This is a genomic window from Paenibacillus sp. J31P190, assembly GCF_059692075.1.
The window spans coordinates 30,447-55,232 of sequence record NZ_JCAUAS010000029.1 but is presented as its reverse complement, the minus strand read 5'-3'; the positions used below and the strand labels follow the sequence as shown (position 1 = coordinate 55,232).

At 44.1% G+C, this 24,786-nt stretch carries 18 protein-coding genes and 6 pseudogenes; 3 read left to right on the top strand and 21 right to left on the bottom strand.

Annotated elements, in window-relative coordinates:
- Nucleotides 1–8: 8 nt before the first annotated feature.
- On the bottom strand, nucleotides 9–2,312 hold the full coding sequence (locus AC58U0_RS32015; RefSeq protein WP_497382813.1) for a glycoside hydrolase family 95 protein: 2,304 nt from the start codon (nucleotides 2,310–2,312) through the stop codon (nucleotides 9–11).
- 181 nt (nucleotides 2,313–2,493) lie between these two features.
- Nucleotides 2,494–2,589: pseudogene (locus AC58U0_RS32010) on the bottom strand (ATP-binding cassette domain-containing protein); the annotation flags it as partial.
- A 405-nt stretch (nucleotides 2,590–2,994) separates the two neighbouring features.
- Here AC58U0_RS32010 and AC58U0_RS32005 point away from each other — a divergent pair.
- A pseudogene (locus AC58U0_RS32005) lies at nucleotides 2,995–3,447 on the top strand (transposase); the annotation flags it as partial.
- A gap of 370 nt (nucleotides 3,448–3,817) precedes the next feature.
- Here AC58U0_RS32005 and AC58U0_RS32000 read toward each other — a convergent pair.
- From AC58U0_RS32000 to AC58U0_RS31990, 3 genes and pseudogenes are all read right to left on the bottom strand, one after another.
- Complete coding sequence (locus AC58U0_RS32000; RefSeq protein WP_497382812.1) at nucleotides 3,818–4,603, bottom strand: arylamine N-acetyltransferase family protein; 786 nt, start codon at nucleotides 4,601–4,603, stop codon at nucleotides 3,818–3,820.
- Between the two features lie 926 nt (nucleotides 4,604–5,529).
- Nucleotides 5,530–6,201 (bottom strand): ABC transporter ATP-binding protein, encoded by a 672-nt coding sequence (locus AC58U0_RS31995; protein ID WP_497382811.1) that lies wholly within the window; start codon nucleotides 6,199–6,201, stop codon nucleotides 5,530–5,532.
- Between the two features lie 64 nt (nucleotides 6,202–6,265).
- Nucleotides 6,266–6,480, bottom strand: a pseudogene (locus tag AC58U0_RS31990) (sigma factor-like helix-turn-helix DNA-binding protein); the annotation flags it as partial.
- Between the two features lie 69 nt (nucleotides 6,481–6,549).
- On the opposite strand from AC58U0_RS31990, the gene AC58U0_RS31985 reads away from it, so the two are divergent.
- Nucleotides 6,550–7,257, top strand: a complete 708-nt coding sequence (locus tag AC58U0_RS31985) for an IS6 family transposase (protein ID WP_497382810.1) — start codon at nucleotides 6,550–6,552, stop codon at nucleotides 7,255–7,257.
- A gap of 85 nt (nucleotides 7,258–7,342) precedes the next feature.
- On the opposite strand, the gene AC58U0_RS31980 is transcribed toward AC58U0_RS31985, so the two are convergent.
- The 3 genes from AC58U0_RS31980 to AC58U0_RS31970 all read right to left on the bottom strand — a co-directional run bounded on the left by AC58U0_RS31980 (nucleotide 7,343) and on the right by AC58U0_RS31970 (nucleotide 9,108).
- Entirely contained in the window at nucleotides 7,343–8,011 is a 669-nt protein-coding gene (locus AC58U0_RS31980) for an ABC transporter ATP-binding protein (protein ID WP_497382809.1), read from the bottom strand.
- 47 nt (nucleotides 8,012–8,058) lie between these two features.
- Nucleotides 8,059–8,598, bottom strand: coding sequence for an RNA polymerase sporulation sigma factor SigK (gene sigK, locus AC58U0_RS31975; protein WP_497382840.1), 540 nt, complete (start codon nucleotides 8,596–8,598; stop codon nucleotides 8,059–8,061).
- A 306-nt stretch (nucleotides 8,599–8,904) separates the two neighbouring features.
- The gene (locus tag AC58U0_RS31970) at nucleotides 8,905–9,108 is read right to left on the bottom strand and encodes an alpha/beta hydrolase fold domain-containing protein (RefSeq protein ID WP_497382839.1); all 204 of its coding nucleotides are present in this window, start codon (nucleotides 9,106–9,108) and stop codon (nucleotides 8,905–8,907) included.
- 318 nt (nucleotides 9,109–9,426) lie between these two features.
- Between AC58U0_RS31970 and AC58U0_RS31965 the strand changes: the two genes are divergently transcribed.
- The gene (locus AC58U0_RS31965; protein ID WP_497382808.1) at nucleotides 9,427–10,317 is read left to right on the top strand and encodes a helix-turn-helix transcriptional regulator; all 891 of its coding nucleotides are present in this window, start codon (nucleotides 9,427–9,429) and stop codon (nucleotides 10,315–10,317) included.
- A 57-nt stretch (nucleotides 10,318–10,374) separates the two neighbouring features.
- Here the strand turns inward: AC58U0_RS31965 and AC58U0_RS31960 are convergent, their stop codons facing one another.
- The 13 genes and pseudogenes from AC58U0_RS31960 to AC58U0_RS31900 form a co-directional block, all read right to left on the bottom strand.
- Entirely contained in the window at nucleotides 10,375–10,470 is a 96-nt protein-coding gene (locus AC58U0_RS31960) for a hypothetical protein (protein ID WP_497382838.1), read from the bottom strand.
- Nucleotides 10,467–11,126 (bottom strand): hypothetical protein, encoded by a 660-nt coding sequence (locus AC58U0_RS31955; protein WP_497382807.1) that lies wholly within the window; start codon nucleotides 11,124–11,126, stop codon nucleotides 10,467–10,469. The genes AC58U0_RS31960 and AC58U0_RS31955 overlap by 4 nt, the downstream gene beginning before the upstream one ends.
- Before the next feature lie 48 nt (nucleotides 11,127–11,174).
- A pseudogene (locus AC58U0_RS31950) lies at nucleotides 11,175–11,469 on the bottom strand (beta-L-arabinofuranosidase domain-containing protein).
- An 846-nt stretch (nucleotides 11,470–12,315) separates the two neighbouring features.
- Nucleotides 12,316–13,185: a carbohydrate ABC transporter permease gene (locus AC58U0_RS31945; RefSeq protein ID WP_497382806.1), complete on the bottom strand. Its 870-nt coding sequence runs from the start codon at nucleotides 13,183–13,185 to the stop codon at nucleotides 12,316–12,318.
- A complete protein-coding gene (locus AC58U0_RS31940) occupies nucleotides 13,182–14,105 on the bottom strand; it encodes a carbohydrate ABC transporter permease (protein ID WP_497382805.1) in 924 nt (307 codons plus the stop codon). Before AC58U0_RS31940 ends, AC58U0_RS31945 begins: the two co-directional genes overlap by 4 nt.
- 72 nt (nucleotides 14,106–14,177) lie before the next feature.
- The gene (locus tag AC58U0_RS31935) at nucleotides 14,178–15,590 is read right to left on the bottom strand and encodes an ABC transporter substrate-binding protein (RefSeq protein ID WP_497382804.1); all 1,413 of its coding nucleotides are present in this window, start codon (nucleotides 15,588–15,590) and stop codon (nucleotides 14,178–14,180) included.
- Nucleotides 15,591–15,741: 151 nt separating this feature from the next.
- Entirely contained in the window at nucleotides 15,742–17,718 is a 1,977-nt protein-coding gene (locus tag AC58U0_RS31930) for a glycoside hydrolase family 127 protein (protein ID WP_497382803.1), read from the bottom strand.
- Between the two features lie 198 nt (nucleotides 17,719–17,916).
- Nucleotides 17,917–18,000 (bottom strand): alpha-hydroxy-acid oxidizing protein, encoded by an 84-nt coding sequence (locus AC58U0_RS31925; RefSeq protein WP_497382837.1) that lies wholly within the window; start codon nucleotides 17,998–18,000, stop codon nucleotides 17,917–17,919.
- A gap of 8 nt (nucleotides 18,001–18,008) precedes the next feature.
- On the bottom strand, nucleotides 18,009–18,338 hold the full coding sequence (locus AC58U0_RS31920) for an alpha-hydroxy-acid oxidizing protein (protein WP_497382836.1): 330 nt from the start codon (nucleotides 18,336–18,338) through the stop codon (nucleotides 18,009–18,011).
- 173 nt (nucleotides 18,339–18,511) lie between these two features.
- A complete protein-coding gene (locus AC58U0_RS31915) occupies nucleotides 18,512–18,682 on the bottom strand; it encodes an S-layer homology domain-containing protein (RefSeq protein ID WP_497382835.1) in 171 nt (56 codons plus the stop codon).
- Nucleotides 18,683–18,794: 112 nt separating this feature from the next.
- Nucleotides 18,795–19,577 carry an OmpL47-type beta-barrel domain-containing protein gene (locus AC58U0_RS31910; protein WP_497382834.1) on the bottom strand — a complete coding sequence of 261 codons (783 nt, stop codon included), beginning with the start codon at nucleotides 19,575–19,577 and terminating at the stop codon, nucleotides 18,795–18,797.
- A gap of 15 nt (nucleotides 19,578–19,592) precedes the next feature.
- Nucleotides 19,593–20,255 (bottom strand): annotated as a pseudogene (locus AC58U0_RS31905) (LamG-like jellyroll fold domain-containing protein); the annotation flags it as partial.
- 186 nt (nucleotides 20,256–20,441) lie between these two features.
- A pseudogene (locus AC58U0_RS31900) lies at nucleotides 20,442–24,218 on the bottom strand (DUF5695 domain-containing protein); the annotation flags it as partial.
- Nucleotides 24,219–24,786: the final 568 nt, after the last annotated feature.

Genomic DNA, 24,786 nt, shown 5'->3' with positions numbered 1-24,786 from the left:
CCTGTGAATTACATATAGGTTAATCGATCAATAATGATCGTTTGCTTTGGCTGCATATGAACGACAATGATATTCCCCTCAAGATGAAAGGCTAGTAAGTTTCCTTCTAAATCCGTAATATTAAACTGTTTAACCGAAATGAGGCGAATCAGGCAGTTTCCTTCAATATCCGCTGTAATTGACGCTTTATTAAGCTTTCCTTCCTTCCATTCGATATCAACCTCATATCCGCCTCTAGCCCGTAATCCACGAACAAATCCTTGCTTCCAGCGCGAAGGAAGCGCAGGCAGCAGATGCAGCTCGCCACGATGGCTTTGCAACAGCATCTCAGCAATACCAGCTGTCCCCCCAAAATTGCCGTCGATTTGAAAAGGTGGGTGATTATCAAACAGGTTAGGCAGCGTTGAGTGCCGCAGCAGTTCCTCGAAGTGATGATACGCTTCGTCTCCATCCAAAAGTCTAGCCCAGAAGTTTATGATCCAAGCACGACTCCAGCCTGTATGTCCGCCGCCATTGTGGAGTCTTCGCTCTAATGTTACTTTGGCAGCGGCGGCAAGGTCTGGCGTTGTATTCGGACTGATTTTTGTCCCGGGATGCAAGGCGAATAGATGGGAAATATGCCGATGCCCCGGCTCCGCTTCCTCATAATCTTCGAGCCATTCTTGAATTTGACCGAACTTGCCGATGCGAGTTGTGGGCATCCGATCCATGATTAGATTGAGTTCATCACGAAACGATTCGTCCACGCCAAGTATCTGAGCTGCAGCGACACAACCTTCGAATAGCTCTGTTAAAATTTGAGCATCCATAGCCGGTCCATAGCATAGCGTTCCTGTTTCCCCTCCCGGCAGTATATATCGATTTTCTGGAGACACGGAAGGAGCCGTTACCAGCACACCTTCCGGGGATTCCGTGAGAAAATCCACGAAAAATAGCGCTGCCTCTTTCATTGTTTCATAAGCCTTAGCTAAGAAGGCGCTATCTTGTGTAAACAAATAATGCTCCCATAAATGTAAACATAACCATGCCGCACCCAGTGTCCAATACGTTGACGGAGGATAAATATCCTGTGGAGCGGTATCAGCCCAAATGTCCGTGTTATGATGAGCCATGAAGCCACGGCAGCCATACATGACCGAAGCGGTCCGTCTCCCCGGTTCACGCATTCGCTCGATCAAATCGAACAAAGGTTCGTGGCATTCGGACAGATTGCAAGTTTCCGCGTGCCAATAGTTCATTTGAGTATTGATGTTAATGGTAAATTTGCTGTCCCACGGAGGAAGCATTTCGTCATTCCAAATGCCTTGTAAGTTTGCTGGCAGGCTGCCCTGCCTACTGCAGGCTATCAGCAAATATCGGCCGAACTGAAAATACAATCCCATTAGTGCCAAGTCATCATAGCCTAATTTCATTCGTTCCAATCTTTCAGGTGTAGAAAGAGCAGATATCTCTTCGCTACGCTCATCCTGCAATTGCAGAGATACTCGCTGGAACAGCTTACCGTGATCGGCGGTATGACGAGTCAACAACTCCGAATAGGATAATGGCGAAGCAAGATCCAACAATTGATGACAAGCTTGCTCTGCATTTACATAACGAAACGTTGTTGCGACAGCAACCCTGAATTCCACACTTCCAGCGCCTTTCACAACCAAATGCTCGCCGATGGTTTTCAAAGTTCCTGTATCCGTATGGGCATGAACCATAACCGCATAGTCGTTTCCATCTGTACCGTAACAGCTATTACTCATCACAAGACTGTTATTTCCTCGTTTGGCACTAAAATCTACGTACTTCCCCTTTTTCCTATCGAAACGTACGCGCAGAGACATCCCCTCAGGGCAATCCGTTTCCATCCTAATGACAAGGAGGCCGTCTGGGTAACTGACAAATGCCTCACGTCGATAACGATGACCAGATTGCTCATATGAAGTAACAGCAACTCCGCGCTCCATATCTAGGTGTCTGGAATAATGAGATACTTCACCTTCCTTTTCCCCAATTAGAAGCAAATCACCTGCTGGCATATAATGCCTTTGACTGCATGGCGTGCCAGAGAAAGCGGTTTCAGCCAATTGATGAGCTTCCTTCAATTTACCTTCAAAAAGCAAGCCTCGAATGACGGAAAGATGTGCTAACGCATCCGTATTATTCCTTTCTTGCGGTCCCCCGTACCAAATAGAATCTTCGTTTATTTGAATTCTTTCTTTCAATGGATCCCCAAAAATCATTGCCCCAATTCGACCATTACCGATAGGAATAGCCTCATTCCAATTTGCAGCAGGCTGCTTAAACCATATAAGATTATCCATGTTCGTCTCCATAATATATGATTGATTAATGATTACCTAAGTATAAGCAACATCTGCTACAATCAACAATCGTTGATTTTTACGATCCATCGTCCATTTTTCAGAAACCCTGACAAGCTAAAAGAGCTATCTCCACACTTTATTAATCCTTAAAACAGTAATGGCCTGTGACTAGTAGTTACTTCCCCGAGCCTGACGGCCCCATGATCGCGACAAATTCCCCTTGCTCAATTTCCAAAGACACATCATCCAACGCGCGAATCGTTTCCCCGCCCATCACATATTGCTTACAGACATGATCATCCTTTTCAATTGTGTATTCAATATTAACGACAAATTACTATATTCGTCTTATTTAGGAACTTCGCAAATTATCCATCGAAATATTCTGCAAAGTGATCACATAATCCCGCCCGTTAGGTGAGCAAAGGCTGCCGATTATGCTGGCAACCTTTGATAATGTTGCTTATTGAACAAACGTTCATCCGTTAGTTGAGCGGCTGTTCATAAATCGCCGAGAATTACAGGAAGCTGCTCATTAATTTCGGCTAACCAAGTCATTTCCTCAGCAAATCTTGCCTGAATATCATTATGATGTTACATATTCGCGTTAATCCACCATACTGACTCCAAATACCATAGCATTTTTAAGGAGCTAACTAATTTCCCAGAGGGATATTCTCAACTACAGAGGATTGAAAAAGAAGCCAAAGACGTTTTTGAACGTATCCCCTATTCAGGCAAAAACCTTGCCATTACTGGAATAAGTGCAATTACTCTAGCTGGTGTTTTAGGAGAGTCTGGAGATCTTAGAGGTTATGCGCACGGGAACGCTCTACTCCGTCACGCTGGCCTTAATTTGACCGAAGCAAGCTCAGGTAAATGGAAGGGACAAATGACGCTCAGTAAACGAGGCCCTCCACGCCTGCGTCATTTTCTCTATTTAATTACGATGTGCATGGTCATGAGTAACCAAGAATTTAAAGCCTTACATCACTACAATGTTCAGGTGAAAAAGCTTAAAAAGATTAAGTCTATCATGAAGTTATGTGGAAAGTTAGCTCGACTCTTAGTCGGAATGGCTCGACGTAATGAAGCCTACAACCCAACGAAAATCTTTACATTGGCAGCTTAAAAACGAAACCTGACCTCAAGCAAGTTGGCGTATTCGCAGGATGACAAAGAAAGCACAGAGTATCGGGATACGTTAAACAAAAGGGCTCCAACCCATTCCGTTAGAAAGACCGACCTCCACCCCATTAGAAAGGGCTATGACCCGTTGAGACATGGGAGTGAAAATCGCTAAGGGCGCTGTGGAGAATAAGTGCAGCATTTGGAATGAATTGGGTGATTCAACTCCACCTCTATTCCCGCATGCCTTTTTAACGACACTTCCTAATATATCTCGTTCTCTTTCACTCATCATCGAAATCTAAAGGATGAAATCCTGCGAATAGACGAGCTTGCGTGAGGAAATCAAATCATATCGAGGGAGTTTAAAACCTTCAATAAGATTTTATGCCAAACTTATCCATGAGTATTTCTTTGAATAAGTTTTTGTCAATTTCTTTTTTATCTTCTTTTCCATCAATCCATTCGGTGAACGAGGTATCCGTTAGAATTATGTTTCCTCGTTGATTTTGCCTAGTGATTAATGGTCTCTTATTAAAACGAGATTCTGGATGCTCCGCTATTATCCTCTGTACCTCATTCAGTTCCGAAAGATCCTTAACTACAACTGTGGAATCAAACACATACCCTAGTTTCCAACAATCATGTTTATGTTTCAACCTCATATACAAAAAGTAATCACCGTACTCACTGTCCGCTTTTTCTACTTTAAATTTACCATTATTGGATATAACAATGTCCCCATTTAATGGGACTGGCTTTAACGGTAAGTTCCCTCCAAATCCGGTGTCGACCAAATATTGTTGCCCATCGTAAGTTATGATATTGAGTACATGCGTTCTTCCTGTCGCGCTCCATCGTTGTCCAATATGGTCATAAGTAATACCTCTAACCAGGGTTGAATTAAAGAAATTTTCAATTAAAAATAAATATAAAATAGAATTTAGCTCATAACAAAGCCCTCCCTCATTTCTTTTGATTATTTTGTCGATTAGATTCTCTTTTGTAATGTCAGTGGTTCTATTTTCAATTACGCATAAATTTTCAAATGGGATTTCTATTGCAGTCTTTTCAAGAACAATGTCTAAGTTTTCAAAAGTTATTATTTCGTTTTTTAAGATACCTATTCTATGACGAAATAGCATATCTAACTTGTCCATTAATCATTTACCTCCCAGAGAATTGAAGTAGTCTCATATCACAAAAAGGATCTACTTAGATTATCTTGATCGATACCATTGTACGAATGGTATCTCCGCCGGCTACAAAAGTAAATATTACTACTATAATTACACCTAACAAACTGTGTACGAATAATTTTAACATGAACTGAATAAGACTGCCGTTCATTTTTCGCGGCAGCCTTAGTTTGGAGTTGTTTAGCTTAGCTCAACGGCATTATTTTAACGCTTTTCTCCGTTAGCACAACTTCATCTTTTTCCTTTAATACCTCTGGGTTGTTCTACGAATATCATTACACGCGACACTTGATTACTCTTTTGCGTTAAGGGCTGCTCGTTTCCTCTTTCATCAATCGAGCGTGCCATCACACATTATTCTCCCACAGATCTTGGACACCAGTTTAGGACGAATCGCTACCATTCCATATTCTCGCGCGGTTCAACACTTGCTTCTTCCCAAGTTTCTCCTCCGGCGGGGGCTATGCCGGCCTAACACAGGTTATAGTCATTAACGGCACCAAGAAGAGAGTGATGCTTGCTGACACGGATGAACCGATGAATGTTGGAACAGAACAGAATCCTGCGATTCAAGTGATCGAGCCGACTCTGTATATTTAATAACGCAATCGAACATGACATTTGATAACGACGCAATACGCTATAATTGACAATCTATTTAAAAACACGAATTCTGTCGCAACAAAATATAAAGATGTCTCGGGTAAATTTGATTATAACGCTGCCCTTGCCCCTCACGCTCCAAAACATTCTGCAGAATTAGAAATAATGATAAGGAGTTCGAGTTATCTATAATCGGACTGACTAATTCTTGTCCACTAAAGGAAGAATAAGATAAAAGAGGGCTGCCCCCACTTTACCTCATCGCCTTATTAAATTCATGGTACTTAATACACCAAGCGCCCATCCCTAAACCTCACAACCCGCTTCGCCTGCTCCGCAACCTGCTGATCATGCGTTATCAATATAATCGTCCGCCCCTGCTCGTTCAATCGTCTGAAAATATCCATAATCTCCACGCCCGTCTTCGATTCCAACGCCCCCGTCGGCTCATCTGCCAAGATAATTGGTGGATCTCCCGCAAGCGTCCTCGCTATCGCCACACGCTGTTGCTGTCCACCAGATAGCTCCGATGGTAAGTGCCTTCTGCGATCTAACAGATCAACAGCTTCCAACTCTTTTGAAACCAGAGGCTCCCGCTGTTTTCTCGATAATCCTCGATAAATTAGCGGCAATTCCACATTCTCATAAGCGTTTAATCTCGGTAGCAGGTTAAAGCTTTGGAATACAAATCCGATCTTCGTATTCCGAATTTCCGCTAACTTGGTGTCTTTAAGCGCGTGAATCTGCTTTCCATCTAGCACATAATGGCCTTCGTCCGAAACGTCCAAACAGCCGATGATGTTCATCAGCGTGGACTTTCCAGAACCTGACGGCCCCATTATAGCGACAAATTCTCCTTGCGCGATATCCAGCGTTATATCATCCAACGCCCGAATCGTTTCTCCACCCATATGGTAAAATTTGCTAACATGCTCAATTTGGATTAAGGCTGTCATTGTCTTCGCCCCCCATTATCTGATGCCAAATAAATGAAGTCTGCGATTCATCAACTAGATGACCCTACCTCTTCGCCTTATAAAATTCATGATAGAGCTTCATGAGTGCCCGCTTCTCAATCCGCGAACATACGAACGCGAAATCCCCAACTCCTTTGCAATCTCCCGCTGCGTCCGCTCTTCGCCTCCAAGCTCCAAGCCAAACCTACCTACCACAACTTCCTTCTCGCGGTCATCCAAAATCTCCAGATTCCGATAAATCTTCGACTTCTCGATTTGGTTGTGGTGCAAACCTCTAATTCATGATAACGTATCTGATAATGAAGTCATGGGATGGAGCAAGTTGCTATGGAAACCAAATTGAATTTATTTAAATGGAAGCAGTATGAATCAGCAATCATTTTACTAACAGTGCGATGGTATTTAAAATATAGTTTAAGCTATCGAGACATCGTAGAAATAATGAGCGAGCGGGGATTAGCGATTTCCCATACCACGATCATGAGATGGGGCCATGAATTTGGGCCCGAAATAGACAAACGAATCCGCCCCTATTTAATACCCACAAATGATTCGTACAGAACGGACGAAACATACATCAAAGTCAAAGGTCAATGGAAGTATTTATATAGAGCAGTTGATTCTAAGGGGAATACGATTGATTTTATGCTATCTGAAAATCGAGATATGCCGGCAGCTAAGCGTTTCTTTACCAAAGCATTGACCTCACCACATAATCAATTACCACGTGTGATTACTTTGGACAAAAACCCGGCATATCCACCAGCCATACAAGAATTAATAAATGAAAAAGTCCTGCCAAAAGAAACTTTGGTTAGACAGACAAAGTATTTAAACAACATTGTGGAACAAGATCATCGATTCATAAAGAAAATCACAAAACCAATGCTTGGTTTCAAAACGTTTCACACTGCAGAACAGACGTTGAAGGGAATCGAGGCCATGCATATGATAAGTAAAGGACAGGCGAAAAATAATTCGTCTGTCCTAACTGATGTTGAATGGATCAATAAAATATTTGGTATTGTGGCATAGTTAAATTACAATTTGTTGGGTTTTTGCTATCCATTTTTATTCTTGCACCACAACCATTTTTATCGTAAGGCCGATATCATTCATATTAATGAACCAATCTTCCATCCCGAAATCGCACAACCCGCTTCGCCTGCTCCGCAACCTGCCGGTCATGTGTAATCACAATGATCGTCCTGCCCTGCTCATTCAATCGCCTGAATATAGCCATGATCTCCACACCCGTTTTCGAATCCAGCGCCCCCGTTGGCTCATCTGCCAAAATGATTGGTGGATCTCCTGCCAACGTCCGCGCAATAGCAACACGCTGTTGCTGCCCGCCAGATAATTCTGATGGAAAATGCTTCTTGCGATCCAATAAATCAACCGATTCCAGTGCATAAAAGACGAGCGGTTCTCTTTCCTTTTTGCTCATCCCCCGATAAATCAAAGGCAACTCCACATTCTCATAGGCACTTAATCTCGGTAGCAAATTGAAGCTTTGAAAAACAAAGCCAATCTTCTGATTACGAATCTCAGCAAGCCCAGAATCCTTAAGCACGTTTATTGCTTGACCATCCAGGTAATAGATACCTTTATCTACTATATCTAAACACCCGATGATGTTCATCAGTGTGGACTTGCCGGAACCCGATGGTCCCATAATGGCTACGAACTCTCCTTGATCAATATCTAACGAGACGTCATCTAACGCTTTAATCGTTTCCTCGCCCATCGTATAGTATTTACTGGCTTTCTCGATATGGATTAATGACATAACCTTCACCTCCATTACTTGATAGTGAAGTATGCGATTCATAGCCCTTACCTTTTCGCCTTATAAAACTCATGATAAAGCTTCATCAGCGCCCGCTTCTCAATCCGCGATACGTAGGACCTCGATATCCCCAGCTCCTTCGCAATCTCTCGCTGCGTCCGTTCCTCGCCGCCAAGTTCTAAACCAAACCGACCGACAACAACTTCCTTCTCGCGGTCGTCCAATATCTCTAGATTCCGATAGATTTTGCTCTTCTCAATCTTAAGTTGCACTGCATCCACCACATCGTCCGCCTCGCTGCCGAGTATGTCGATGAGTGTAATTTCGTTCCCCTCTTTGTCCGTTCCAATGGGATCATGAAGTGATACATCTTTACGCGTTTTCTTCAATGAGCGCAGATGCATCAGGATCTCATTCTCAATACAACGTGCTGCAAAAGTCGCCAGCTTTGTCCCTTTGTTTGGAGAGAAAGATTCGATAGCTTTGATCAAACCGATCGTCCCTATCGAAATTAAATCTTCTAAATCTTCCCCCGTATTGTCGAATTTTTTGAGGTTGTGGACACGAAGCAACGTAGATTCCGATATAAGAACTTCCTTTAAAACACATCGTTACCCGTTAGCGCAATGATCTAGCTTTTCTATATGATACGGTTCTCCTCGCTGTCAATAACAGCAAGTTTTTAAGACCATCCTTTTGAGATGACCCTTTCTTATTAGATGATTAACCTGCATTCAACCCAGTGTATATCCGGTGAGGCATGGTTATACTTGGACATAACACAAGACAGTTCCCAGGCAAGTACCAGAAAATCGTCCTGTGTCACATTTTAGTGGATATGTTTCATTTCTCAGATATGCTTCATAATAAATCGGGGCATGATATCACACGCTCTATCTGTCTCCGGTCCTGGATTCAGTGTAAAGCCATGAGGGAGGTTGGGGAAAATCATGAAACTCAACCGAAACACCGGCTTGTCTTAGCATTTCAACATAACGCCCCCCTTCATCGTGGAGCGAATCCCCTCCAGCTACAATCACAAGCGCCGATGAAAGTTGATCAAGCTGCTCTTTTGTATCAAATACAGGAGATAACAGAGGATTCAGTGCGCGCCACCTTAACTGAAACCGAACCTTTCGGCTAGGTAGGTTAATTCCTCTGCGTCTATAGCTTTTCTTTAATAGATGAATATAAACCTAAACACCTAGCTGATCATGCTGATATCCAGGTGTTACTATTTAGAAGGTTTTTAAAAATATCACTCTAAACATCCCTCCTTTTTTATACGTATTTAAAACATTGATTTCCTTGTCAATTCGCATGAATTATCTTTATTTTCATAGTGAAATCAAGTATCATATTTATATGCCAAATGAATTGATTTATTTTAAAATACGAGCTTTTGAGGTGTATATATGAAACCACAAATTCTTCATTTCATAGCTCCACCTATTCCTTATTTCCTTGATTGCGGAAGCGCTTTCTATCAAGTTGGAGAACGTCATATAAATCGCAATAATATCGGTACATTTGATCTTATTGTTGTAAAACAAGGAGCCATTTTCATAGGTGAAGGATCCAATGAATGGCATGTTAAGCAACACGAAGCCATCATTCTGAGACCCGATCTTAATCACTATGGAACAATACCCTGTGAAAAAGAAACCGAGATTATCTGGATCCATTTTCATACTTATGGTGCTTGGGAAGAATACATGGATATGAGCTCTTGCCTAGAAAATCAAGCATCCTTAATTGAGAATCACAAAAAAAGCGCTTTTCTGAATCATGCTGAGGTGAACTCAATCTTCATACCAAAGTACATAAAACTTACGAGTAAAGGATTAGAAATTTTAGAATATTTTTTTGAATTAGAACAGGAGTCTCGTTCACAGCGCAACTGGCGAAAGCAGAACACCTTTCAGCTATTCATGCAGCACATAAATCGAGAATTAATTTCTACAACTGATGTGACGGCCTTTCATTTAGCTGAAAAAGTTGAATTATTTATTCGTCAAAACTACACAAAAAAAATTTCTAATACCATGCTGCAGGAACATCTTAATTATCATCCTAATTATATTGCTAAATGTATGTTAAAAGTATTTGGCATGACACCCAATGACTATCTTCTCTATTATCGGATTGAGCAATCCAAAAAACTCTTGATTCAAACGAATTGGTCGATGACGAGAGTAGCGGAAGAAAGCGGCTTTCAGCATGCCTCTTATTTTTCTTATTGTTTTTCTAATAAGGAAGGCATTTCACCGCTAAATTTCCGAAAAAACTTCACAGGGTTCTCCTAAAGAAACAGCAAAGATCCTATGACCTGCACTTGCAGGTCATAGGATCTCTGTTAACTACTAGGAATTTCTTACTTTAACCCAAACCATCATTTCCCCTATTCCTCGGTTCCCCCAAGCGTAATAAGGAATGAAAGTTGAATTCGCCGGTTTCAAGTTCCACTGTTTGTTTCTATAATACAATGATTCTTCACCATTGGAACTTCGGCGCGTAAGGCAGACGCGGTAATTATATGCATTCCACCCAATAATTCCATATCATATTCCACATCGAACGCACCATCACTATGAATATTCAACAAATGAAGGTTACTCCCATTATCGATTTCTTCCATACAATAGATAAAAGGCCCTCGCTGTAAAGCAATTTTCCCGGCATTTTGACGAATTAATGGGTGTCCGTGAATAGGTTTAACCGGCATATCCAAGCTTAGTTCGATAATATCGCCTACTCGCCATGTACGCGTGATCTTGCCATATCCGTCCAAGATGACATCAAAGGCAACCACATCGCCATTCAGTGCACAGGCCACCTGCTCACACCATTCAGGAACTCTGAAAGCCAGCGTAAATGTAACAGGTTCCGCCCCTGACCGGACTTCAAAAGTAACTTTTCCATCCATCGTGTACTCGGATTTTTGCACTACCTTCACCGATTGTCCATCGAGAACAAAATCGACTTCTCCGCCTATATACAGATGGGTGTACAGCGTCTTATCCTTAAAGGTATATACATATTGATTTAGGGAGGCAATCAAACGAGCGATATTCGATGGACAACAAGAGCACCCAAACCATTGCTGACGCTGCAATTTAACATGTTCATAAATCTTGTTCGTCTGATTGGCTTTAGGATAGACTTATAGAGGGTTTACGTAAAAAAAGCGTTTCCCATTTTTTGCCATACCACTAATGACCGTATTGTACAACGCTCTCTCCAACACATCGGCATATTCGCTCTTCGGCTCAATTTCCAACATGCGATGTGCGAAAAATATCAGCCCGATAGAAGCACGAGTTTCTCCATAAAAGGTACCATTTGGCAAATTATAGTCAGATGTAAACGCCTCACCATAAGCCATCGCACCAATTGCTCCAGTGACATAAATCTTGCGTGACCGCGGCGACGTGTGCCATCCCTGTACACATATACACGACTCGCACTGCGTGTCCAACAGCTACAGCTTGTTTACGCACTGGCAAATGAGCTTGACTGTACACAAGGTCATGGGCAATATCAAGTTCCGGAAAATGAACCTTTTTCTCACGTCGATCATACTCCTTCTAATGATCCTGTCCCCCCTTATTCAAAGTTAGCCTTAGTTTCATATGAATGCTGCAATGGGTGTTCTTACAAACCTATCATATATAAATTAGTTGCCTTTTACTTTAAGATTCACAGCATATTTTTTAAAAATATTAACCAAGCCTAACATCCATTTACAGCATGCAGACAGCTCAGAAAAAAAACCCAAGACAAGTCTAATGGAATCATCACTTACCTACATATTGGAAGAATTATTGTAATCTCCGTACCGGGTTCCGACCAAGATTGAATACTTACCCCGTAGGATTCACCATAAAGCAGCTTGATTCGAGTCTGTACATTCATGATACCAACACCCTTGGTACACGCTTGCAAGATCGCTGCTACAGTTCTTTCGTCCATATCTAGTCCATTATCCCGAATGTGAATCAAGTCATTAACGTAATTCTAATCAATAATACTGTGAATATTTACGACCGCAAAAGAACTGAAGGAAAGCCTAGTAGCTTGTGCAAATAAGCGCAAAGAAATGCTTCAAATTTATATTAGCTGGATAAAAAATAGCCTAAAATCGTCTGATTTTAGGCTAAGAATTGATTCAAGCTGTGGCAAAGACTTCAAGTACATTGTTCAGTGCTTTCCACAAAAAAGGAATCGTTTCCAGGACGATCCGCGGGAACGAGCGCGATCGGATCCCATCTTCGCATTGCTTCCTCAATTAACAGGCATCCGGACTAACTTTTCATTCCGGTCATCGTGATTCCCTCTACAAAATACTTTTGACCAATCAGGTAGAAAATGACGCCTGGAGCAAAGGACAGGCACGTGGCTGCCATCGTCAACGACCAATCTTGCTTTAATTGACCTTTAAAATTGGTAAGCCCCAACGCTATAGTGAATTTATCGCTCGAATTAATGTAAATCATCTGTTGGAGCAGGTCATTCCATAAACCGATGAAAATAAACAATGCAACGACAATCATAGCGGGTTTGATCGCCGGCATAATAATGCTGAACAAAATGCGGAAGTACCCGGCGCCGTCAATTGTTGCCGCTTGGTCGAGTTCTCTCGGTATGGAAAGAATGAACTGTCGAATCAAAAAGATATTAAAAGCGCCGCCGCCGCAAAAATATGGCAGAATCAATGGCAGATAGCTGTCATGGAGCCCCAGCCCCCGTGTCCATCCAATATATAGGGGAATGAGCGTAACCATGGCAGGCAAGAGCATAGAACCGACGCATAGGATCCAGATCAATTGTTTGCCCCTAAACCGCAACCTCGCAAAGGCATATCCGCACAAGGTGGCCGTGAACGTTCCCCCCAAGCAGGAAGGAACGATAATTACCATCGTATTCCACAAATATTTCCAAAATTTAAATATATTCAATGTTTTTTCATAATTGGAAAACAACCAATTTTTCGGTAAGAGAGACGGCGGATATTTGTAGATTTCGGGATTCGTCATCAGAGACGTACGGAATATCCACCAGATCGGGAAGAGCACGATGAGGGCAAATACAATCACAACTATAAGCGTAAGCACGTTCATCATTCGTTCACTGCGTTTCTTGCTTTTAAATCTGGAATATGCGACTTCGCTCATTTATCGTCGTCTCCTTCGGAAAAGATCCACCGTTTCGACGTCTTGAACAAAACGGCAGTAAAAGCGGCAAGAATGGCGAAAATAATAAAGGTCGTCGCGCAGGCATAGCCCAGCTTGTAATTGACAAAAGCCTGATCATACATCAGATAAGTCATGAAACGGGAAGAGTTGCCCGGACCGCCATTGGTCAGAGCAAGGGCCGGCGTAACGACTTGAAGATTGGCAATCAGGCTCAGCAACAAGTTGTAAAAGATGATCGGCGTCATACAAGGCAAGGTGATATGCAGGAAGCGATTCCATCCGTTTGCGCCATCCATTTCAGCTGCTTCATGATAAACGTTCGGAACACTTTGAAGCCCAGCCAAAAAAATAACGATTAAGTTCCCTGACAGCCAGACTGCAATCAATGAAAGAGATGGGACTACGTAATTAGAATCCGCGATAAAGAGAACTTTGTTCAATCCGATTTCGGAGAGGAGAAAGTTGAAGAACCCAAAATTTGCCTCGTAAAGCCAGGACCATCCTACGTATATAGCAGCAGCAGGCAAAACGAAAGGCACATAGAATACAGCTCTGAAAAAACCTCTTGCTGGAATTTTACGGTTCAACAGCATCGCGATGAAAAGTGAATAAATCATGCTTCCAGCTACGGATAAAAATGCGAAGTAGAGCGTCGCTATAATTGAATCTTTAATATAAGGATCGGTGGTAAATACCGTGATATAATTGCTGAAGCCGATGAATTCAGGGTTTTTTAGCCCAGTCCAATTCGTCATACTGATTCCCAATACGCCAAGAAGAGGCAGATAGGTAAGGAAGATCAGTCCAAGTATTGCTGGAATCAAGCATATATAAGCAACGCTTGCCTCGCTTGAATGAAGGCGGGAACGGCGTTGCTGGGGTTTATTAAAGGTTTCCATATCTTACTCCCCACCTCATATTTGAAGGATGACCGCCGCTTGCTTGTTCTTGGCGGTCATCCTTCCTATACGCTATTTTTTGCCTTTATTGGCTGCTTTCAAAGCTTCGAGATTTTTGGAAATGGCATCCTTGGCGGTAGCCTTTCCGGTCCATACATCCCCCAAAGTCGATCCCAGCAAGGTGTTAAAGTCCGTCGTATGATTCGTATAGAACCAGGAAGCGGGTCTCGCAGCTGAGGATTGCGCATAATCGACTACAGCGGACTTGTATTCGTTATACGGAGGGAAATTTTTATTGTCGACCCATTTATGAGTCAGAGTTTCGTCCGTATACCACTTTTTCAAAGTTGGCATCCAAATGCCCGATGAGATGAGTCCCCAGTTGTTTTCTTCGGCAGTGTACCATTTGAGCCATTCCATTGCTTCTTTCGGATGCTTTGTCTGGGAGAACACGACATTGGCACCACCCGTGTTGAGAGTAACCTTTTCCTTAAAGTACGGTAATACGGCAACGCCATATTTCAGTCCTGCATCCTTCGCCGCATTCAAGCTGGTTCCTACGTTCCACGCGCCGTTCGTGGCCATGGCGACCGTTCCTGCGATTATGGTACGCTGAATGCCATCATCGGTCTGTCCAACAGATAACGGGGCAACATGGTCTTTCAAGTACAGATCCGCGACTTTCTGAATCGCTTCCATACTGGCGTCTTCCCCAATTCTCACCGCTGTACCGTCACCCGAATAGAAACCACCGCCATTGCTAAGCGCCCAGGCTTCCAACTGCCATGCCAGATTTTCGACGGATGCGCCATACTGAACGATGCTCTGCGGATTAAAGCCAGCCTCGTCAGGATGTTTGCCATTCTTGTCGACCGTCAGCTTCTTAGCCGATGCTACGAATTCGTCCCATGTCCATGCTTTATCCAGCGCAGATGGAGGATAAGGTACCTTTGCTTTGTCGAACATGTCTTTGTTGTAATAAAGAAGGAGGATTTCATTGGCAGCGGCATAGGCTACGGTTTTGCCTTGATATTTGTAGGCCAAGCTATCCAGGGGCTTGCTGTCACTTCCCGAGTACATAGCACTTACATCACTCAGCATGCCATCGGAGGACCACTGGATGACGCCATCCTCCTTTAAAATCCCCGTATCCGGCAATTGACCTGCCGTTGCCTGCGTATTCAGTTTGGTCATGTAGTTTTCCCAAGGAATCGCTTGCACTTTTACTTCAATTTTGTTTTGGGAAGCATTAAATTTGTCCGCCGCTTCCTGGGTTTTGTTTCCTTCAGCCTCGCTTCCCCACATCGAATAGGTAATCTTAACCCTTTCCGTGGAAGGAGTCGTCGTCGTCACCGGTGCTTTTGAAGCCGCTTCTCCCGTTGGCGATGCGCTTGGTTTATCGTTATTCGTGGAGCATCCAGCCATCATGCTTAAGATTAAGACCATAGACACGCTAAACATGAATCCTTTTTTCATTGTTTTCATATTAACCCCTCCATCATATATATTTCATTCTCATCCCTTATTTCCTCCCGCGTTGGCGGGGAATATTTCATCTGTCTATAAGACGGTTATCCTGTCGCTTGCTCCCTTCCCTCCTTGACCAGAGTCAACAATCGTTATTTATCCTTGCACCTCATGAGGGTAAAACCGTATTCTCTCTGATCCATACTCTCATCTCGCCGCTTCCCCGGTTCGCCCACGCAAAGTAAGGGATGAATCGGGCGGTCGTAGCTTCTAAGTGATCCTCGTCTTTTACGCGGTACAGTCGATCCTTCCAGCCCTCGTCTTGGATCCGATAGGCGGTCAAGTCGATGGTAAGTAATCCACCTAACAAATTTGCATCGAAACTAACTTGATCTTCGAAGCCAGGATGAATGATCAACTTATGCAGCCCTTTGCCATTGTCGGCTTCCTCCAGACAGTACACCATCGGCCCTCGCTGGATGGCGACCATGCCTACGGTCTCCCGAATTTCCGGATTGCCTTTCATCGGACTAACGTTCATCGGTAGTACCAAATGGACGTTATCGCCGGCTTTCCATTCCCGTTCAATATGAAGATAACCGTTAAACAGACGCATAGCGGATTCCGCTACTGGTTGCCCGTTAACCCTGACATCCCAAGACCCACACCAGCTTGGTATCCGAAGAGCCAGGGAGAAGATTTTGGGTTGATCCATCATCAGCTCGAATCTGATGTTACCGTTCCAAGGGAGCTCGGAATGCTGGATGAGCCCAACGAAGCTGCCATCCACCTCCACCGTGACTTGACTCCCAATATATAAGTGAGCATAAAGGGTTTGCCCATGGAACGAGTAGATATAGCTGCCGAGAGAGGCGAGCAGTCTAGCGATATTAGGCGGGCAACAAGCGCAACCGAACCATCGCTGCCTTCCCGTCTTCACGTGATCGAAATTCCGATTCTTACCGCTCGCTTCAGGCCAAGCTTCCAACGGATTCACATAGAAGAAGTGCTGTCCGTCGCGAGACATTCCGCCGATAACGGTGTTATAGAGCGCTCTCTCCATGACGTCCGCGTATTCGCTTCTCGGCTCGATCTGAAGCATGCGTTGGGCGAAGAAAATGAGACCGATCGATGCGCACGTCTCGGCGTAAGCCGTATCGTTCGGCAAATCGTAATCGAGTGTGAATGACTCGCCGTAAGACATCGAGCCGATCGATCCCGTAATGTACATCCGCTTGTTCACGATGTTATTCCAGAGCGCCTTGCATGCCTTCAACAACTCCTCGTCTCCGGTCGATGCCGCAACGTCGGCCATACCCGTGCACATATATACGACCCGCACCGCGTGACCTTCAGCCGTCTCCTGCTTTCGAATCGGGACGTGCGCTTGGCTGTAAGATTTGTCTTTGGCTATATTTAGCGCTTGGAAATGAATCTCGCCATTCCGGCGATCAAACTCCAAGTCGTAGAAGTGAGGACTCTGCCCTCTCTCGTCCAAGAAGAACTTCGCCAGTTTCATATATCGATCGTTCGAGGTGGCTCTGTAGAGCTTCATTAGCGCCAGCTCGACTTCTTGGTGCCCGTCATAACCTTTGAGCTTTCCATCCTCTGGCCCGAACGTCGCATCGATGCAGTCGGCCAGCTTGCAAGCCACTTCCAGAATCTTGCCCTTCCCCGTTGCCTTCTCATAGGCGACCGCCGCTTCGATCAGATGACCCGCGCAGTAGAGCTCATGGCACTCCGCGAGGTTCGTCCATCTGCCTGCCACTTCTTTGAGCGTAAAATAAGTATTCAAGTATCCGTCCGCATGCTGCGCCTGAGCGATCAGATCAACGACTTCGTCCGCTACCTTTTCCAGATCGGGATCAGGCATTTGCTCCAAAAGATAACCGACGGCTTCGAGCCACTTGGCCACGTCGCTATCTTGGAACACCATGCCGTAGAAGTCGCCCTGCTCCAATCCAGCAGCGATCTTGAAATTCTGGATGGCGTGACTCGGCTCGTTACCTTCGATTCGGTCATTAAGCGCCTCCCACTGGTAAGGTACGACAACATCGCGAATTAATGAAATATAAGGGGACCAGAAGTCATCCTTGATTAATACGTTCTTCAATTGAATTTGTGTAGAGATGGATAGATTACTCATCAAGTATGCTCCTTTATTTAAAAATTCCGCCTTTTAATGAAAGCGCTATTAATTATAATACATGTGATACCGTGGTATTAATTATGGATTTACAACCACTTTTTTAAAAATTACAACCAATAGAAAATATCCCAAATGAGCTCTCCGATCGGTTGTGGCGCAAAGCTCTAATTCATGATAACGTAATTGAAATTGAAGTCATGGGATGGAGTAAACATGTCGAACGCCTGTTTCGCCAGCGATAGTCAGACCATAGAGGTATGGGCGTCCGATAAATACCATTTTTGCCCCTAAGGCCAGAACTTTAAAGATATCCCCCTGTACCGGATCCCGCTGTCGAACATAACGGGAACGCGTGCCCCAACCACATCCACAATGGAAGGTAGTACCTCCAATGCTGCGATGGCTCCGTCCATATGTCGTCCACCATGGTTGGAAACGATAATTCCGTCGGTACCGTAATTTATCAACATTTTGGCGTCCTCCGAATGAAGGACCCCTTTCACAATAATTAGAAGTCTCGTTGTCATGTATTGGATTGTTTGAGATGTTAATGAGTGGCCGTATTTCTGCCTTACGATCGGGTCCGAGATGAAATTTCCAAGCCCGTAATGGAACATAAATGGGGAAACGCACAACGATAAATTCCAGGCTCTCCACCCTTCCTCCAGCCGGTCAAGCGAGGGGGTCAATGGCGGAAAACCTGGCTCTTTCCGCGCGCAGTGGACTGAACGTCGCTGATGAACAAAAAAATACTCCCCAAGACAGTGTCGCCTTAGGGAGTCTGTCATTGTTACGCCCACTTTGATACTCGCTCCTGATCGTTAAAGGTTTTTAAGTGATCGGATGTACTCTTTATCGACTTTCCTTTTTTATACTCATATGCTTTAACCATCAAAACAGCCATCTGCTCACGTGTGATTGCCTCGTCAGGTGCGAAGTTGTTTGCCGTAACACCGTTAATGATGTGTGGTCACACGGTTATTTTCTTTTGCTTTTGTGTCAAAACCCTCTGCTGTGAACCTGTCTTTCAGTTTCCGGTACTCTTCTTTAGGGATTCGTGATTCTCCAGACACTTACTTCTTATTTATTAGAGCTTGAGCATCTCGAAGCAGGTACGTTACAGCTTCACTTGAGACATGTTTACCTGCTTGCGCCTGTACCTCGTTCACAAAACTCTCCACATTGCCTTTATCCAATTTCTTTTGCAAGCTATTGGCAATTCCGGCATTATCAATCCAGTTATTCTTGGCAAAGCGAGTGATCAGTGCCTTTAAAGCGTCAATGCTTGTCGTCGTCTGAAACGTCACTGTTACGCTAGTCGCGTTCCCAGCCAAGTCGCTCGAAGCCACAATAAATGTATGCGAACCAAGCGGCAGCGTATAAAGCGGGATGGGCGTTCCTATCTGGAAAGAATAAGTATCCAGCGTTACAGTAGTCCTACTGCTGTCAACCCCCGACATGCCATCGTTCAGTAAAAACATAGGCGAGATATCCCCAGCATCGCTAAGATTACTATTTCCCACTAATCCAGAAATGCTGATTGTTGGTGCAACTACATCCAAGTTAAAGCTGACTGTCTTCGCGACTTCTACGTTGCCGACATTGTCTGACGAACGGTAGCTCACATTATATTTACCGTCCTGATTCATAGTAACGGGGGCCATATATGTTTGCCATGTTCCGCCACCATCTAGTTTGTACTCCGTCAGTAGTACACCAGACTGATTGTCGACAATAAGGTTTACCGTAACCGGATGTACGTACCATCCGTTCCGTCCATCCGGCTGAGTCGGTGTTAGAACGGCTCTAGTTGTAGGTATAAGGCTAGTGACCGTTACATTCGCTACGGCTTTCATTGATGTTCCATCCACTTTGCCATATACCTGAAATTCAACGGTTTGTGCATATTGCGATGGATCAATTGCATCCCAACTGACATCTGCTGTTCCCTGTCCTGCGTTTTCGTAGATGACCGAAACGGTACCAGGCAGCGTCGGAGCCGTGCCGATTGTAGTTGAAACCGCAACAGGCTGAACGCTTTGCACATCTTTACCGTCGTACAGCGCCTTTACTTGTTTAGCCGTCATCGTTCCGTTATAAATGCGGAAATCGTCTAACGTTGCGTTTAGCTGCGCTCCATTACCATATCCGGATACACCGATTTTCTTAATATCGGATGTAGCTGTTATGGAATTGAGATCACCATCGGTATCAATTTCTTGGGCGATACCGTTCTTATAAATCGCCGCTGTCTTAGATGCTGAATCGAAGGTGAAAACGACATTCGTCCATTCGTTCAGAGGAAGGAAATCATCCGGCCTTGCTTTTACAAAGAAGTTACCCGTACCATCAACCATTACCAAACTGGAGACATCACCATTATAAGTGACGAAAAATCCTTTAGCCGCATAGTCGTTCTCCGGTTTGAACCATAGTAATATGTTCTCATTGTCATTCATGCTTGTCGTCCGCTTGATCCAATAAGAGAGTGTAATCTTGCTCGGCTGCAAATCTCCGCTCCTGCCTAAGTCTACGTAATTTCCACTTGTGCCGCTAAAGGTTAAAGCACCATTCTGATGGCCACTCGGTTCCCAGGCCAGCGATCCTTTCGTCGTTCCATCATGTCCGTTACCTGAAGTGTCGGCAACGCTGCTGCCGCCTATTTCATCAAATTTGTACCGAGTAACCAATGAAGGGAACGGATCCAATAGGACTCCCGTTACAACAATATTCGCTTTTGTCTTCAAAGTCGTTGATCCGACCACACTGCCCGCTACTGTGAAAGAATTGCCTTTTGAAGCATACCGGGCAGGATCGATAGCATCCCATGTGACTGGAACATCAATAGTGCTGGCATTTTTCAAATGTGCGGTTACGGTTTGCGGTAGTTTCGGCGCCACTTTCTCCTGTGTAGTAAGATTGACTTCATCCAATGACATAATTTCATCAAAAGGCGGAGCCGCGAGTGAAGCGATTTCCGCCGCACTAAGCGCACTGCTGTAGATTCGGAAGTCATCCACAATGCCATCCAAATAAGGATCGGCGAATTGTGATTTTCCGATGTAATTATTGACCGTTTTCCCTAAGCTCGATGGATTCAGAGTCATGTTTGTGTTAATTCCAACTTGCACACCATCGACATAGAGAATCCCGGTTGTTCCGGAAAGGGTGAACGCCACATGTTTCCATACGCCTGTAGGAAGAACTGGTGCATTGATAACCTGTTCTTGCCCTGCCCCATTTCCTGTCGTTGTAATTCCAAATTTCATACCTCCTCCGCCTACTTTCGGCGATAGGTACATATACGTATTCGTTCCGCTTCCGAAGTCGAATATTCTTGAGTAATTGCCCAAGTTGTTTGCTTTCACCCAAGTCGCAATCGTAATATCATGCACGCGACTTAGGATGCTCGCAGGCAGTTTCACGTAACTATCCGTACCGTTTAATTGCAATCCGTTGTCTTGCTTGCCTTGAACCCACGTGGCCGAGCCTTTCAGAGCTCCGTCCATTCCATTGCCCGCTGAATCGGAGGCTGTGATTCCACTTGTTTCGTTAAATGAATAGTGTACGATGACCGGAGGCAAGGGTGGTGCAGGCGCTACCGTCACTTTAACAGTGTCTTCAGAAGAAAGTTCCGAGTCACTTACTTGCAGCTTGAATATATATTCCCCAGCAGTGGATACGGTTGCCGACGTATTCAATGAATCCGTGTAAGCAAACGTTGCCGTACCTGGTCCACTTACCAAGCTCCATGTTGCACTTAACGTGCCACCCGGAAGATCATCGTCACTAGCCGTTCCTTTTAAGCTAACATCATCCGGCAAAGTAATCGAACTATCTTCTCCAGCATTTACGATAGGAGCTTTATTCGCATCCTTTATTCCTTCTTGTAGCTCAACTGTATAAGCTGCGGCCGATCCAGCATTAATCGTAAGCGTTGCTTTAGAGCCATAGGCATTCAATTTCCCTTGAATCACACCATCAACTAAGATATCATAGGTTGCTTTTTTAAGACCCGTGAACGCAATTTTTGTTTGATGCTGCGTACCGGGCGTTACGTTTTTCATACTCAGCTGAACGTAGTTCTTGCTCTTCGCGATTGTGGCATTCATAAACTGATCTCGATCCAATTCTAAGTTAAGCTTTTCGGTGATCAGATTTATACGCTTGAACACACCGTCTTTTGGTGTAATGACGTAGTTCAAGCCGTTATCCGTTACATCTGCGCCATATCCCGTTAACCCGAAAATCGGATCAATGGCTACATCACTGCTCAGAATCTTGATCGCTCCGAATAACCCTAAATCGGACTCACCCGTCATCCCTCTCCATCCGTTAAAAAGGGGGCCGCCATCTAGACCCATTGCTCCGTAGTTTCCTTTTTCCGCTTGATACGTCCATGAAGACGCACCGATGTTCGCAGGGTCTGAGCTAATTTGTCCAGAGTTAATAGCACCGATATTGGCAATTTTGGCAGCGTAGGATAGGCGCTGTTCAACCTCAGGCGCTGCAGAATGATTGCGAATCCAGTCATCCATCGTATAACCAGCGAGTGAAGTCGAGTACTGAAAGTTCCACCAGTTCTCTCCCGTAATCGTCACCGGATCTGCATAATAATACCAGATCGGCATTTGCCCGCGATCGGCTCTTGTTTTTGCAATAATTTTGCTCATCATCGTCGTATTGTTGTTCATTTTAGCTAACGTATAGACCGCTTCTTCGCCGGTATTGTCATAGCTGTATTCAGAGCCATACGGATATGTCGTGTTTTTAAAATTGTTATACTTAGTAGCCATCTTAGCGATGAGATCACTCGCCTCAGCTGTGAACCCCTCATCCTGCAGGGCTTTGATTATATCAGGTGTTGTCAGCTCTCCCATAAGACCTGTCTCCCAATTATACGCAACCGGACCATCATATAAGGCTTTGAAAATATTATACGTCCGCAGAAGATACTCTTCTTTTGTGTGCTTATATGGGACAATATCCGGATACATTTTGGCAATCTTATACATGCTGAAGTACGTATTATAAATATGAGGGTAAGCGTAGCCACGATACGTCGGCGTTGTATTTGGCTGATTCATTAAGAAATCCGGAACCAGATAATCCTCATGATGCCCATTCATCAGATTGGTCCAAATGGCCGTCTCCAGATAGTCATCCACCGCTTTAACTTCCGACGCAATCGGGACCTGCGAGTTCTTTTCGGCCAAAAATTGTCCATGCGTTAATCCCCAGTCATCGCCCCATCCCCAATAACCATTGAATCGGTTTCTAGTCGTTTTATTTTGCATCATCCAATCGTCAAAAACCTTATCTCTAATGGTTCCCAGATCATTGTATTGCGTCTTTTCTACCATAAAAGTGGAATGTCTCTGCAATGCGGCATCAATAGGCTCAATCGCATAAAATTGCAGGACGGTTTTTTCCCCGTTTCCATATTGAACGGTAAGATCATTCTGTCCCAGATGGCCCAGTGTGAGCTCGTAAATCTTATGGTTGGCAGGGGCCGTATTCAGAAAAGTGATCATTGTCTCAGAAGGATATTGTGCGGTAACGGAAGTTATGTCTTTGAACGTATGCAAATCAATCTTGGCCTTCATATTGGTTGCAAAAATCATCCCCGGCACCACGGTGACATCAACGAGGCCTTCGTCATATAGCTTGGCTTTCACATCGTTATCATCAGCTGTTCTAAAAAACTTAAAAGCATAGCTCTTGCTCTCATTCGGAGCGAGAATCAGGCTTGTATTCGGGAGGTACCCCTTGTTGGTACTCTTGATCACGTTAGAATGGATATAGTAAACATTCAGTCCTTCCACCCAGCCTGCCGAATCATTCGTCCAGTTGCTGCTCGGATGTTCCTCACGCTTCCAGCGGTCTTGATATTCAAAGCCGGCGCCGGTAGCTGCATCAGGAACCAAAAGCACGGAAGGACCGATGCCGCTTGGTCTTTGAATCGTGATATACGAGCTGTTATTACCAACAAACGAATGATTCAAAACTCTAGTTTCATAAATACGGTCATTCGGTGCCTGCCATAGTTCATTAAACGGCAAAGGTAGGCCAAGGTCCCCGATCTCTAGTGTCTGGTTGCTCGTATTTTCAATAGCAATCGTCCATTTGACATAGTCATCCACTAAAGTATATTTTTCAATGACCTTAAAATTCCGGATCCCCTCAGGGTTTGAAGCGTTCTCATAAGTGACTGTAATTTCATTCCCACTCTTCGATATCGTTCTACCGTCATCTGACTTGCTTGTCCAAGCCTTCGTCCATTCACCGTTTCCAAGCTTGTATGTAAACATCAGTTCCCCGACCCATTGATGGTCGGGCGTATTCTGGTTTGGCGCGTTAGTGGGATTCATCACATATTCCGTCGGGAATACATCCCCTTTTAACTTCAAAGAAGTGATTTCACCATGGGTTCCTGTCTGTATCTCAAAAATTTCATTGGACATACTGTGCGCAAGAGATTCGGCAGATACGGCCATCGGCAGGAGACATAAGAAGATAATGACAGCAAAAACAAGCTCAAATTTATACCGAACCGATCTCTTGATTTCCGTTACTTCCATCTGGTTACCTCCAATTCTAATTATGCAATCCCTTACATTAACTTCATGGCCTATGGGTCTACGCCCCCTCCTCTCCAAATATGAACCAAAAAGTAATATTTATAAACCATAAAGAAAGCGCTTATAAATTATATCGCGATTATCGTGGCATGAATTAAAGAATCACAATCACTTTTTTAGAAATTTCACACTCATTTGAGTTTTAGCCAATATACGAAGACATCTCGAAAACAGAGGAAATCAGGGGATATTTCGCTTTATTTTCAGATCCGATGGTGGATTTATTGGCGTTGCCGATCATGAAACGAAAAAGTGTCAATGCGTTCCCCCATGTGAACGGTCGGGACTCATTGACACTTTTTTAGATTACAGCCCGTTAACCTTCCACGATTCTATTCCCGTCAAAAATGCCGCCTTTGCCGTGATATTAAGGCGAATCTTGTTTGTAGAAATGGGTGTAAAGGTTGTCGTGTTATATTGATTG